Annotated in this window: 13 protein-coding genes and 1 riboswitch; of the genes, 8 read left to right on the forward strand and 5 right to left on the reverse strand. The window is 38.5% G+C overall.

From position 1 onward, the window contains the following. Positions 1–28: 28 nt before the first annotated feature. Positions 29–1,054, forward strand: coding sequence for a LacI family DNA-binding transcriptional regulator (locus tag BR87_RS10795; protein ID WP_035032034.1), 1,026 nt, complete (start codon positions 29–31; stop codon positions 1,052–1,054). Positions 1,055–1,234: 180 nt separating this feature from the next. Here the strand turns inward: BR87_RS10795 and BR87_RS10800 are convergent, their stop codons facing one another. After that, positions 1,235–1,942 (reverse strand): MgtC/SapB family protein, encoded by a 708-nt coding sequence (locus BR87_RS10800; protein ID WP_035032036.1) that lies wholly within the window; start codon positions 1,940–1,942, stop codon positions 1,235–1,237. Positions 1,943–2,242: 300 nt separating this feature from the next. Here BR87_RS10800 and BR87_RS10805 point away from each other — a divergent pair, with 300 nt between their 5' ends. Further along, on the forward strand, positions 2,243–2,788 hold the full coding sequence (locus BR87_RS10805) for a DUF421 domain-containing protein (protein ID WP_051929842.1): 546 nt from the start codon (positions 2,243–2,245) through the stop codon (positions 2,786–2,788). Positions 2,789–2,878: 90 nt separating this feature from the next. Here the strand turns inward: BR87_RS10805 and BR87_RS10810 are convergent, their stop codons facing one another. Both BR87_RS10810 and BR87_RS10815 read right to left on the reverse strand, forming a co-directional pair. Further along, positions 2,879–3,442, reverse strand: coding sequence for a chromate transporter (locus tag BR87_RS10810; RefSeq protein ID WP_035032039.1), 564 nt, complete (start codon positions 3,440–3,442; stop codon positions 2,879–2,881). A gap of 1 nt (position 3,443) precedes the next feature. Further along, positions 3,444–4,019 carry a chromate transporter gene (locus BR87_RS10815; RefSeq protein WP_035032040.1) on the reverse strand — a complete coding sequence of 192 codons (576 nt, stop codon included), beginning with the start codon at positions 4,017–4,019 and terminating at the stop codon, positions 3,444–3,446. A gap of 217 nt (positions 4,020–4,236) precedes the next feature. On the opposite strand from BR87_RS10815, the gene BR87_RS10820 reads away from it, so the two are divergent. The 3 genes from BR87_RS10820 to BR87_RS10830 all read left to right on the forward strand — a co-directional run bounded on the left by BR87_RS10820 (position 4,237) and on the right by BR87_RS10830 (position 7,042). Then, positions 4,237–4,842, forward strand: a complete 606-nt coding sequence (locus BR87_RS10820) for a trimeric intracellular cation channel family protein (RefSeq protein ID WP_035032042.1) — start codon at positions 4,237–4,239, stop codon at positions 4,840–4,842. An 85-nt stretch (positions 4,843–4,927) separates the two neighbouring features. Further along, entirely contained in the window at positions 4,928–6,280 is a 1,353-nt protein-coding gene (gene gorA / locus BR87_RS10825) for a glutathione-disulfide reductase (protein WP_035032044.1), read from the forward strand. A gap of 513 nt (positions 6,281–6,793) precedes the next feature. Then, a complete protein-coding gene (locus BR87_RS10830; RefSeq protein ID WP_156959117.1) occupies positions 6,794–7,042 on the forward strand; it encodes a hypothetical protein in 249 nt (82 codons plus the stop codon). A 47-nt stretch (positions 7,043–7,089) separates the two neighbouring features. On the opposite strand, the gene BR87_RS10835 is transcribed toward BR87_RS10830, so the two are convergent. Further along, positions 7,090–7,320: a hypothetical protein gene (locus tag BR87_RS10835; protein ID WP_035032048.1), complete on the reverse strand. Its 231-nt coding sequence runs from the start codon at positions 7,318–7,320 to the stop codon at positions 7,090–7,092. 337 nt (positions 7,321–7,657) lie between these two features. Further along, complete coding sequence (locus BR87_RS10840) at positions 7,658–8,107, reverse strand: DUF6884 domain-containing protein (RefSeq protein WP_035032050.1); 450 nt, start codon at positions 8,105–8,107, stop codon at positions 7,658–7,660. Between the two features lie 190 nt (positions 8,108–8,297). Further along, positions 8,298–8,397, forward strand: a riboswitch (purine riboswitch). Positions 8,398–8,590: 193 nt separating this feature from the next. Here BR87_RS10840 and BR87_RS10845 point away from each other — a divergent pair. From BR87_RS10845 to BR87_RS10855, 3 genes are all read left to right on the forward strand, one after another. Beyond that, a complete protein-coding gene (locus BR87_RS10845; RefSeq protein ID WP_035032052.1) occupies positions 8,591–10,054 on the forward strand; it encodes an NCS2 family permease in 1,464 nt (487 codons plus the stop codon). 171 nt (positions 10,055–10,225) lie between these two features. Beyond that, positions 10,226–10,576 (forward strand): MGMT family protein, encoded by a 351-nt coding sequence (locus tag BR87_RS10850; protein WP_035032054.1) that lies wholly within the window; start codon positions 10,226–10,228, stop codon positions 10,574–10,576. 119 nt (positions 10,577–10,695) lie between these two features. After that, positions 10,696–13,371, forward strand: coding sequence for a cation-translocating P-type ATPase (locus BR87_RS10855; RefSeq protein WP_035032057.1), 2,676 nt, complete (start codon positions 10,696–10,698; stop codon positions 13,369–13,371). The last annotated feature ends 572 nt before the right edge of the window (positions 13,372–13,943 follow it).

Here is a 13,943-nt window from a genome sequence, read left to right on the forward strand (position 1 = left end):
AGACAATAGAGGTTGAGGGAGTGAGCAGATGGCGATTACGATTAAAGATGTTGCAAAAAAAGCAGGTGTGGCGACTTCAACTGTTTCGCGAACGATTCAAGATCATCCCAGTATTAGCGAAAAAACGAAAAAAAAAGTTCGCTTAATAATGAAAGAACTTGGGTATCAACCTAATTTGGCAGCACGAGGCTTGGTAAATAAAAATACTCGAACGATTGGAGTTGTTCTGCCTGTATCTGACGGGGTGGCCTTTCAAAATCCTTTCTTCTTAGAAATGATCCGCGGCATCAGCAAGACCTGTAATGAGAAAAAATACATGGTGGCGGTCGCTTCAGGAACAACGGAAGAAGAATTACTGGAAAGTATCCGAATGATGGCAAAAGGCGGTCGGGCAGACGGTTTTATCGTCTTGTATTCTAAAAAAGAAGACCAAGTGATCGATTATCTGCACCAAGAGAATTTGCATTACGCCATTATTGGAAAACCGTATCAGTATGAAAATGAAATCTTATATGTTGATAACGATAACCAACTAGCAGGAAAAGATGCAGCAAATTATTTGATTGGATTAAATCATCAAAAAATTGCTTATATTTGCAGCGATATAGATGAAATGGTTACAGCTGAACGGCTATCTGGTTACCAGCAGGCCCTTTCGGCAGCGAATATAGTCAATGACCCAACTTATATTGTGGCAGAAGCTTTTAAAGACACAGAGCATAAGCAGCAGCTGGCTTCGTTATTTCTGGCTGACGAACACCCAACAGCAGTAGTGGCGAGCGATGATATAGTAGCCATGAGTCTGACACATTTATTGAAAGATATCGGATTATCAGTTCCAAATGATATTTCGATCATCAGTTTCAATAATTCTATTTTTGCCGAAATGATCCAACCAGCCTTGACTTCTATCGATGTCCATATCGACTACTTGAGCAGTCAAGTAGTGGAGAAATTGGTTGAATTCATTGAAGGCAGACAAACAATAGCAATGAAAGTTATTTTACCGCATAAAATCATTGAACGAGATTCGTGTAAGAGCAAAATAGAGTAAAACTGAAATTTTCAACAAAAAAACATTCTTACTTAAAAGAATGTTTTTTTATGTATAAAGATAGATAACGACAAAAACAAAGGCGAATGACTCGTTCATAAAAAATAAAAAGGCAGTATTTTTCAAAAAATCAAAACTACAGCCAGAAAAGCATACACAGCATTGCAGTTTACCGGATCTTTAGCGGTCTTTAATGGTATGGATCCGAATAATGTTGTCTAAATTGGACAAATCTTCTATGACAGTAGTGGAGTCGATTTTTTCTGGCAAGCTAACCGTATAGAGATTCAAGTAAAGAGGGGATGAAGGTTCCTTTAAGTCAACCGAATATTCTAAATCAACTAATTGAATGTCCTTTTCATCAAAATATTTTTTGATTTCTTTTCGAGTTTCTTCCCGGTGATGGTAATGAATCTCGATTTTTTTTAGATCTTCTATCCGGAAAAACCTTTTGATCAGCCGCAAAGTTGCTAGAATAATGATACAACCTGTGACAGCAATAAAATAATACCCCATGCCAACAGCAATCCCAAGTCCTGCAACGGCCCAGATAGAAGCCGCAGTGGTCAATCCCGTCACGCTTCTTTTAGTCACAATGATGGTTCCAGCACCTAGAAACCCGATGCCGCTGACAATTTGAGCTGTCATCCGCGTAATATCTGTGTTGAGGATCTGCAGCAGTTCTGGATTGACTAAAGCCATTTTAATAGTAGTATAAGTGGCTTGTGTCTGGATCAAAGCAATTAAAGCTGAACCGACAGCAACCAGAATGTGAGTCCGAAGACCAGCGTTATGTCCGCGCGTTTCACGTTCATAGCCGATAATACTCCCAAAAATAACAGCTGCGATCATGCGTCCGGTAATTTCAAAATAGTCTAATTCAAACATACCTACGAACCTCCTCCAGTGAAGGTTGAGTGGTTTCTTAAGAACCTTCATTATTCTTTTATTATAATAGGAAGTTCACTAAAGTACCACTGAAAGCCTTTTTTAAAATACTAAAGACTTAGAAAGTAAAAAAGTATTAAGTAGGAATGAATAGCATAAGTCTTGGCTTACGTTTCTTAAATGAAAACTATCTAGTTGGTCAAACGCATAGCTTCAAGTTCTGTCAGTTGTAATAAAGATTTTAAAAAAGTAAAGTAAAAGGAAAGAGACTAACTGATTTTTATAAAGGAGAGAAATTATATGAAGATGTTTTTTAGTGATTGGAGCACCATTTCGAGAATTGCAGTAGTAGGCACGTTAGCTTATTTATTGTTGATTGTTGTGTTACGCATTTTCGGGAAACGAACTTTATCTAAAATGAACGCTTTTGATTTTGTAGTGACAATTGCCCTAGGTTCCATCTTAGCTACAATACTAACTAGCAAAGATTTGACATTGATTGATGGAATTTTGGCTTTAGTTATTTTAGTTTTACTGCAGTATATTCTTAAAAAATTAACAATCCATTTCAAGTTTGCTGATAAAGTAGTAACATCAGAGCCAACGTTGCTGTTTTATGAAGGAGTATTTGATTTTGAAGCAATGAAAAAAGAACGGGTTTCGGAAGAAGAAATTTTACAAGCAGTACGTTCCAAAGGGTTTGCTTCAATGAGTGATGTATTGGGAGTTGTTATAGAAGCATCAGGAGAATTTTCTATTCTTTCGAATAAAGCTGCCGATCCAAAAGATAGTACATTAAGAAACATAAATAAAGAGCACTTTCAGTCATATGATCAAAATGATTAGGAATAATGCTGTTGATGTTACATTTTTACATTAAAAAACCTGTTTATCTAAAAAAGATAAACAAGCTTTCTAGTTTTATTTTTAAAAAAATTAAGTAAATAGACTAAACACTATACCTAAAGCACCGGCAAAAACCATCACGTAAATCGGATTTAACTTAAATTTCCTTAAAATGAATAAACTTAAAATAAAGATCCCTGCAGAGACCCAGCTTAAATCAGCGATATCGACTGGGAATGCTTCTTTATTGAAAAAGGCGGTCAATAAAATAGACAATCCCGCCGAAGCGATCAACGCAACGACAGCAGGACGCAAGCCTTTAATGATTCCTTGGACCATACTCAAGCCTTTGTATTTATAGTAAAGAGTAGCTAAAGCTAGGACGATGACAGCAGATGGCGTGACGCAGCCTAAAGTAGCAACTAAAGCTCCAGGGAGTCCTGCTATTTTTGTGCCGACAAAGGTGGCGGTGTTAATTGCGATTGGGCCAGGAGTCATCTGTGAGATTGTCAAAATATCAATAAATTCAGTCGAAGACAACCAAGGGTGGACTTCTAAAACTTGTTCTTGGATCAAAGGGAGAGCTGCATAGCCTCCTCCAAAACTAAGTAAGCCTACTTGGAAAAAGCTCCAAAATAACTGTAGGTAAATCATATTATTTATCCTCCTTATTTAATAATAAGTTGGATCGGTATGTCGTATAAGCCCCAATCAATCCACAAACAAACAAGATCAACACGATATTAACATCAAAAACGGCGGTTGCTATGAAAGCCAAAAACATGACAACGATCGGCAGCCATTGCTTGCCTTTGACAATAGTCGACCCCATATTGATAACGACATCAACAATGACGGCAGCTACACCAGCTTGCATACCAAATAACAAAGCATTGATGATAGGATTTTCTCGAAAAGCAATATAGAAGTAAGAAATGACTGTAATAATAGCTAACGGAGGCAAAATCGTTCCTAAGGTAGCTAAAAATGCTCCTGGAATACCGGCCATGCGATACCCGACGATGATAGAAGCATTTACTGCGATTGGGCCCGGAGCGGATTGTCCAATGGCTACCAAATCCATCATTTCTTCTTCATCGATCCAATTTAATTCTTTGACAAAACGTTTCTGCATCAATGGAACGATTACGTACCCTCCGCCAAAAGTGAAGGCACTTAGCGTGAGAGTAGATGAAAATAAAGTCCAATAAAATTTTTTATCTTTTTCCAAAAGTATTCCTCCTGCCTTATCTTTTTAAATCAGTTGACTCTAGTATACATGAAAATAGGATAGTTTTAGAAAGTTTTGCTTTCCTTTCCAAGGTTCTTTTTATCGTTAGACTAGAAGTCGAGCAACTGAATTGCAAAAAAACATCGACTGTTTGATAATAGTGAGATAAGAGAGAAGTTATGCTATTGTTTTTACTATAGAATGGAGAGAGAAAGTAATGGGTGCTTGGGAGATATTTACCATAATAGGGACGATTTCGTTTTCATTGCAAGGCGGTTTGATTGCAATGGAAAAAAAATATGATATATTCGGCGTTTATTTATTTGGTATTTTAACTGCTTTTGGCGGCGGAGCTATCCGCAACACGTTGATTGATGCACCTGATTATCAGCTATGGAATCAAAATAAATTATTTTATATTTCAATCGCAATGATTACATTGATCGTGTTGCTGCCTAAGCCTTTTTTGAAAAGCAAAGAACTGTGGGGAAATTTTTTTGATGCAATTGGTTTGATAGCATTTTCGATTCAAGGATCTATGACAGCAGTAAAGTTAGATTTGCCTGTCGGAGCAGTTGTTGTTTCTGCGCTTTTGACAGCAACCGGCGGCGGAGTTTTGCGTGATTTGCTTGCCTACCGTCAACCCATTGTTTTAGGCGAAGTGGTTTATGGCTTGTGGGTATTTTTGATTGGGTTGATCATCGGAATGAGATGGGCCACTACGACCACGCATCTTTACATTATTTTTATGGTTTTTACCATCCTTCGAATTTTGTCTTTTGTTTATAGTTGGAAAGTTCCTGTTCGGAAACTTGAAGAGTAGGCTGAAGCCTTCAGATTTTTAGCTTTCTTTTTACTAGTAAACTCACTATACTTGAATCAGTACTCGAAAGAAAGTAGGAGAAAAAATGGCGAAACAATATGATTATATTGCTATTGGTGGCGGAAGCGGCGGGATCGCTTCAATCAACCGTGCAGGAATGCATGGAGCCAAAGGCGTTTTAATAGAAGGAAATGTCATCGGCGGTACCTGTGTGAATGTAGGGTGCGTGCCTAAGAAAATTATGTGGCATGGAGCACAAATGATGGATGAAATGAATTTGTATGCACCAGGTTACGGTATTGATATTCCATCAAAAAATTTAAATTTTGCCAAATTAGTTCAAAACAGAGAAACGTTTATTGAACGTCTGCACGGCAGTTACCAAAAAGGTTTAGACAGTAACGAAGTAGATTTCGTTCATGGATATGCTAAGTTTGTAGACAATAAAACCGTTGAAGTGAACGGGGAACAGTATACAGCTGATCATATCTTGATTGCTACCGGCGGAAAACCGGTGTTCCCAGATATTCCAGGTGCTGAATATGGATTAGATTCAGATGGGTTCTTTGAAATGACGGAGTTGCCGAAACGGACAGCTGTAGTAGGAGCCGGGTATATTGCAGTAGAATTAGCAGGCGTTTTACATGGATTAGGATCAGATACCCACTTATTTGTTCGCCAACATGCTCCTTTACGCAACTTTGATTCCATCATCGTAGAAGGATTAGTTGAAACAATGGAACGAGAAGGCGCGACTTTGCATACGTACGCGGTCCCCGAAAAAGTTGAAAAGAATGAAGACGGCAGTTTGACTCTTCATTTAGAAGACGGAACAGCACACGAAACCGATGCTATTATTTGGGCGATCGGACGGGAACCTAATACAAGCAATTTGAATTTGGCAGCGACAGATGTGGCTGTAAATGATGGAGGTTATGTTAAAGTAGATGAATTCCAAAACACATCTGTCAAAGGAATTTACGCTATCGGCGATGTTACAGGACATATTGAATTGACTCCTGTTGCAATTGCAGCCGGGAGACGTTTATCTGAACGCTTATTTAACAATAAACCGATGGAGCATTTGGATTACAATAACGTCCCAACAGTTGTCTTTACCCATCCGCCAATCGGTACGGTCGGAATGACAGAAGAACAAGCTATTGATCAATATGGCCAAGCGCAAATCAAAACGTATGAAACACGCTTTACAGCCATGCACAGTTCCATTACTGAAAACCGACAAAAGACTTATATGAAATTGGTTTGTTGTGGTCCGGAAGAAAAAGTTATCGGTTTGCATGGAATGGGCGCCGGTATGGACGAAATGCTGCAAGGATTTGCAGTAGCTATCAAAATGGGAGCAACGAAAGCTGATTTCGATGACACAGTAGCTATCCACCCGACCGGAGCAGAAGAATTCGTAACCATGAAATAACCAGATGCGAAAAATGCTGAACAGGCATGACAGAAAATTACTTAGTCTCTGTTGAATGTATCATTCTTACAGAGATTTAAGAGAGAGAAATGTAGTGACCTTCTGTGAAATTTCCGCAAAAGGCTGGAAGCCTTGAGGACAATTTTGTCTATTTTCCGAATGCCTAGCATTTGCAGCTCAAAGAAACCTGATGCGGAGTGACCCTGATAGACACACCGCAATTTTAGAGATTTGCAAGCAAAAGCATGCTGCGCACTGCTGAAAATTATCTAAATTGCCAAGTGTCTGGGTCACACCGCTCCATTAGGAAAAGATAGGAAAAACGTAGAAAGTGCCAAAAATGATTAATTTGGCAACTTCCTACGTTTTTTACTATTTTTAACTTTTGGATCTGCTTTTTTTTGTTCGAACAAGCTTCTTATCTAAAGCAGAGAGCTTATTTATTTTTGTGCATAGGCGACGACGGGGCAAACAATCATTAAAACAGGTTGTGTTTGTCTCGAAAGCGCCAAAATGGGACAAACAATCGCAAAAACAAGTTGTGTTTGTCCCGAAAGTGCCAAAACGGGACAAACAATCGCAAAAACAAGCTTTGTTTGTCTCGAAAGCGCCAAAATGGGACAAACAATCATTGAAACAAGTTGTGTTTGTCCCGAAAGTGCTAAAATGGGACAAACAATCATTAAAACAAGTTGTGTTTGTCCCGACAGTGCTAAAACGAGACAAACAATCGCAAAAACAGATGGATTCGTCTTGATTTGATTAAAGAAGAGCATCGAGAATTCTTTTGCTCCATTCTTCAAAGAGCATCAGACAGATTTAAACCATTCACCTTCAGGGGTATAGTTGATCACATCTCCATTTTTAAAATAAAGAGCTAATGAATGTTGTTCTTGGTTGCGTTTGATTTCGCGTACATTTTCTTTGGCATATACTGAGGGGTCACTTAAAGTCTCCATGTGTCGTGCATAAACCAGACTGAGTCGTTCGATTTGATTTTCATCCAATTGATCGTATCCTTTGACTTGATCCCATTCCATATAAAATTCTCCTCTCTTATTTTCTTTCATAGTTTCATTATACAAGGACTGTCCCTAAAACGATAACAAAACGCTGACCTCTAAAAAATCAACTACAATAACCTCTCTTATAGTTGTACACAATTTGTGGGTAACTCTGTGCATAAGCTGTGATTAAACTGAATGATCCTAAAGTGCAGAAAGAATAGGCTTGAATAATAAGAGCTATTTCACAAAAAAGTTTAGTTATCCACAAATTTCAGTGGATAACTTTTAAGGTGAACTGTGGAAAAACTACTTTGTAGGATATAGGTTTAGCGTTCCTAGAAAAATAATCTTTCTTTAACTAGATGGATTATTATAGAAGAGGCTGCTGTCTTTGGATACCTTCTTTCAAAGCTTGCTGCATCATACCGATGCCGCCTCGATTAATTAAAGGAAACGAAAGAGTAGTTTCCTCGCTCACAATAGAGTTCATTAAGAAAACAAATTTTTTACCACCTAGGACAGTGATGGCAGTTTCTTTTACAGCTAAACTTTGCCATTGTTTTTTCAACGTTTCCAATTGAATCGTGTTTGCATTCACACCTTTTAAGGTGAAACGGACATCATAGGTATGAGGAACTGCATCACTTGGCCTTAAAAAGCCATAGAAAGGAGAGAGTATCACATACTCAAGTCCGAACTGTTCTACATATTGTCGACAAAGCTTGTGAAAAGTTCCTGTATAGGCTTCGTTGGCCGGAACTGTTTTTATCTCTGGATTTTTATCCCAAATTTTAGGTTTTCCGCTAGGGATAATGAACATTATTATCACTTCCATTAAAAGTATTTGGATCAGTTTACCAAAAAAAGAAACTTCAAGTAAAAAAACTCATAAGTAGTACTTAGACACGTTATGCTACTGCTAAATCCAATTAAACACGAACGATTAATTATAAAAAAAGTAAATAGTTAATTTATTCATTGTGTTTATCAAAAAAATCATTTATACTGATGAAGATAAAGGAATATACTCTAATATAATTAAGCGATATGGGCTTTAAGTTTCTACCGGACACCGTAAATGTTCCGACTATTAGTAGGATAAGCGCTTTTTTTGTTTGTCCATCATTAGTCGAGCCGGAACGGTTGGCAGAGTGCCAACTGTTTTTTGTAATTGTACCAGTAGTTAACCTCTTATTCTATCTTCATGAGCGTTATCCTCTCATAAAGCTGATTATACTAGATAAAGAAGCTCCATTTCTTTTTGTATTTCTTTTCAAATATAAATAGGGTGGGAATAGAAAAGATGGAAAATTTTTTTAAATTGAAAGAAAACGAAACAACTGTTTCAACAGAAGTCATGGCAGGTGTCACTACTTTTTTTGCGATGTCCTATATTATATTTGTTAACCCCGCAATTTTATCGTTAACGGGCATGCCTTCACAAGCTGTCTTTTTAGCTACACTGATTGCATCTGCAATCGGTACATTGGTTATGGGACTTTTTGCAAATGTCCCTTATGCCCAAGCTCCCGGTATGGGATTGAATGCTTTTTTTACATATACAGTCGTTTTTGCTTTAGGTTTTACTTGGCAAGAAGCCTTAGCAATGGTCTTTATTTGTGGACTATTTAATATTTTTATTACGGTAACAAAAATACGAAAATTGATCATCAAATCGATTCCCGAATTAATCCAACATGCGATTGGCGGAGGGATCGGGGTATTCGTTGCGTATATCGGCATTAAAAATGCAGGTTTTCTAAAGTTTACTTCTGAGACTCCAAATATCCAATCTGTCAATAATGCTTCTTTTGATGCTGCAGCGACTACTTATGAAGGCGGCATTACAAGCGTGGTAACAGATGGCGGCATCGTTCCGGGACTAGTAGATTTCACTAGTAAGGGTACTTTATTGGCTTTGATTGGCTTGATCATCACAGTGGTATTGATTGTTTTAAATGTCCGAGGGGCAGTTTTGATTGGAATCATTGCTACGACACTGATCGGTATTCCGATGGGGATTGTAGATTTATCTGCCATCTCGGATCCTGATAATTCATTAGGAAATGCTTTTTCTGAGTTAACAGTAACGTTTGGCGCTGCATTCGGATCAGAAGGTATGCAGGCGCTATTCTCAGATGTTACTCGTTTGCCATTAGTATTGATGACGATTTTTGCTTTCAGTTTATCGGATATTTTTGATACGATCGGGACATTTATTGGAACAGGACGTAAAACAGGAATTTTTACTGCAGAAGATGAAGCAGCTTTAGACAATAGTTCAGGTGTCAAATCAAAAATGGATAAAGCTTTGTTTGCAGATGCGATTGCAACTTCTGTAGGGGCAATTTTTGGGACTTCTAATACGACTACGTTTGTTGAAAGCGCAGCTGGAATTGGAGCAGGCGGACGGACCGGCTTGACTAGTGTGGTGGTAGCGGTTCTTTTCTTGTTAGCTAGTTTTTTCTCTTCTCTTATCGCGATCGTTCCTACACAAGCCACTGCGCCTTCGCTGATTATTGTCGGTATCATGATGATGTCTTCATTCTTGGAAATCAAATGGGATGATTTAGAAGAAGCGATTCCAGCATTTTTCACTTCCATTTTTATGGGATTGGCTTACAGTATTTCTTATGGAATTGCAGCTGGTTTTATTTTTTTTGTTATTGTAAAAGTAGCTAAAAATAAAACCTATGAAATTCATCCTGTTTTATGGATCTCTACTGGTTTGTTTATTTTAAACTTCATCGTCTTAGCCTTTATTTAATGATTTTTAAAAAATAGAATCTCACTGTCTTCACTGCCTTCAGAACATGGTAAACTGAAAGCTGTGGAGGCAGTTTTATTTTAACATAGGGCATGATAATTTTTTTCATTCACTGTCTAGTAAGCCCGTCTTGTCTCTCGGAAATTAGAAAAAGAAAGAGGAGATAAAAAGATGACGCCTTTCACCGAACAGGTTCTTTGCATTTTGAAGCACATTCCAGCCGGAAAAGTAATGACTTATGGACAAGTAGCAGCACTCGCCGGTAGCCCAAGAGGTGCACGTCAAGTTGTCAGGATATTGCATTCTATGAGTAAAAAGCACGATCTGCCTTGGCATCGAGTGATCAATGCTAAAGGAGAAATTGGATTGACTGATCCGGAAGGGAAGTTCACTCAGAAAGAGAAATTAATGGCTGAAGGAATACATTTTATGACGTCTGGGACAATCGATCTAACAACCTACCGTTATCAGCCTTTATTTCAAAACGAAGACGAAAAATCAACGACCGTTGAAAAGTGCTAAAAAAATAACGAGAGCAACTCATCAAATTCTTTGCTTTGCTTACAATAGCAAGATATAATCAACTTAATAATGGCATTATAACGCACTAGTTTTTTACTTATGGAAGGAAGGTTAGAGTCATGGATAAGGACAATGCAAAAAAAGAACAGCTGAAAGAAACTTTTTTTACACAAAGTGAATCAACTGTATTGAAACATATGCAGTCATCTAAGGAGGGTTTGACTTCTCAAGAAGCAGAAAAAAGGCTTGCTGAATATGGATCCAACCAATTAGATGAAGGGAAAAGCAAAAGTTTATTGATGAAGTTTCTAGAACAATTTAAAGACTTCATGATTATTGTTTTACTGGCAGCTGCATTGATTTCTGGTATTTTTGGAGATGTAACAGACTCTATTATTATTCTTGTAGTAGTGGTATTGAATGCTGTTTTAGGAGTGTTCCAAGAAGCAAAAGCTGAAGAAGCCATTAACGCGCTGAGGGAAATGTCGTCGCCTGAAGCTCGTGTAAGAAGAGACGGAGCCGTAATTTCGTTAAAAAGCGACCAGCTGGTTCCTGGAGATATCGTCTTATTAGAAGCTGGAAACATTGTACCCGCTGATTTGCGTTTGATTGAAATAGCTTCTTTGCAGATAGAAGAGTCAGGACTGACGGGAGAATCCGTTCCTGTAGACAAAGAACTGACGATTGTGGAAGATGCTAAAGCGGGAATCGGCGACCGTACAAATATGGCTTACATGAATAGCAACGTTACGTATGGGCGAGGAGAAGGCGTAGTTGTTGGGACTGGCATGGATACGGAAGTCGGACAAATAGCTCTTATGCTGGCTTCAACAGAAGAAACCATGACACCGCTGCAAGAAAACTTAAACCGATTAGGCAAATACTTAACTGTCGCTATCTTAGTGATCGCTGGGGTCATGTTTGTTGTCGGTATGCTGAATGGAAGAGAATGGCTGGATATGCTGTTGACTTCTATTTCATTGGCAGTTGCGGCTATTCCTGAAGGACTGCCAGCAATCGTTACAATTATTCTCGCTTTAGGAACACAGAAAATGGCTAAACGGAAAGCTCTTGTCCGGAAATTGCCGGCAGTCGAAACATTAGGCAGCACAGACATTATCTGTTCGGATAAAACGGGAACGCTGACGATGAATAAAATGACTGTTGAAAAGATGTACGTCAACGGACAATTAGAAGATAACAAAGCAGATTTTGATATAACTTCGCCAACATTGCGCTCAATGGTCTATGCTAACGATACACAAATAGCTGGTGACGGAACATTGATCGGTGATCCGACTGAAACAGCATTGATTCAATTTGCTCTTGATAAAGGAGTCGATGTTCAAGCACAATTAGCAAAAGAACCGCGGGTAGCAGAAATTCCATTTGATTCAGAACGGAAATTGATGACAACGATCCATAAGCAATCCGATGGTAAGTTTTTGGTTGCTGTCAAAGGTGCACCGGATGAATTGTTAAAAAGGTGTACAAAAGTCGATGCCCATCATACAGTTGAGCCGATGGATGAACAAACACGACAAGCCATACTAGAAACGAATCATCATCTAGCTACACAAGCACTGCGTGTCTTAATGATGGCCTATAAAGTTGTAGACCAAATGCCGAATGAGGTTACTTCAGAAAGTGTGGAACAAGATTTAGTTTTTGCTGGAATGACTGGTATGATCGATCCGGAACGTGCAGAAGCTAAAGAAGCTGTAAAAGTAGCACGCGAAGCAGGTATCCGGCCAATCATGATCACTGGAGATCACCGCGATACAGCAGAAGCCATTGCTAAAAGACTAGGTATCTTAGAAGAAGGACAAAAACACGGTGTGATTACTGGAGCTGAATTGAATGAGATCAGTGATGAAGATTTTGCCACTCAAGTAAAAGACTTTTCTGTTTATGCTCGAGTTTCTCCGCAGCATAAAGTTAGAATCGTTAAAGCTTGGCAAAAAGCCGGTAAAATCGTTGCTATGACAGGTGACGGAGTGAATGATGCCCCGGCATTGAAAACCGCCGATATTGGTATTGGGATGGGAATCACTGGAACAGAAGTATCAAAAGGGGCAAGCGACATGGTTTTAGCCGATGATAACTTTTCAACGATTGTTGTCGCCGTTGAAGAAGGAAGAAAAGTTTTTTCAAATATCCAAAAATCGATTCAATACCTATTGTCTGCGAACTTAGGCGAAGTTTTAACCTTGTTTATTGCCACTCTTTTAGGGTGGAGCATTTTGGCGCCAGTTCATATCTTATGGATCAATTTAGTGACGGATACTTTCCCGGCGATTGCTTTGGGATTGGAACCGGCTGAGGCCGACAGTATGAAAAAACCGCCGCGCGGCAAGAAAGCGACTTTCTTTTCGAATGGAGTGCTGGGAGCAGTCATCTATCAAGGAATCCTCGAAGGCGGTATCACGTTATTTGTTTACTGGTGGGCCACACACTATCCAGTCCATGTAGGAAATAACGAATTGATCCATATGGACGCTTTAACAATGGCATTCGTTACATTAGGCATGCTGCAATTGTTCCATTCATTTAATGTGAAATCAGTTGAGAAATCTCTGTTTACAGTTGGTATCTTTAAAAATAAAATGTTTAATTTAGCCATACTCACTTCAGGCGCTTTATTGGCAGCAGTAGTAGTAGTTCCCGGGTTGAATGATGCCTTTAAAGTGAGCCATCTGGATTGGCATCAATGGCTGATTGTTTTAGGCGCTTCATTTTCAATTATTCCGTTAGTTGAAATCATTAAATTAGGTATTCGGACATTTAAAAAATAAATTTTATCTAACAAAACAGCCATAAAAAACGGTTCTTTATCGAATTGTGTTGGTCATGCTTAATAATGAAATTTCCTCCGGAATTTACGCGTCTGCTTGCAAGAGCCATGGGAACGACTGGAGCCTTACATGTCTCCAGCCTTTCAAGCCTTGTCATGGCTGTTGCTGCTTCAGCAGTTTTACAGACATGATACACTTGGGCGCATGCCCACAGTGCTTCGTTTTTAAGAATCCTTTACATGGCTACAAGGAGCCGCTATTTCTCCGAAAATTTCAAGTTGTGGAATAGACTCATTCTTCTTACCAACACTAAAAATAATAGAACCAAAAAAAAGAAGCATATAAGACGATAAGTCTTGTATATGCTTCTTTTTTTAACAGATCGAGCAGGAGTGAAAAACATTTTCAGTTGAACTTCTTACTAAAATAAAGTAAAATAAAGCATCACTAAATTTGACTATTTATTCCTCATTTTTAGGATGTACATCCGGAAAAAATGTTCGTCTGAGACCTTTAATCTTATGATACACCAGCTTTCCCAGTCATAGGAAGGCAAAATAAAGGGAGGATCA

The sequence above is a fragment of the Carnobacterium mobile DSM 4848 genome (assembly GCF_000744825.1).
Taxonomy (GTDB): domain Bacteria; phylum Bacillota; class Bacilli; order Lactobacillales; family Carnobacteriaceae; genus Carnobacterium_A; species Carnobacterium_A mobile.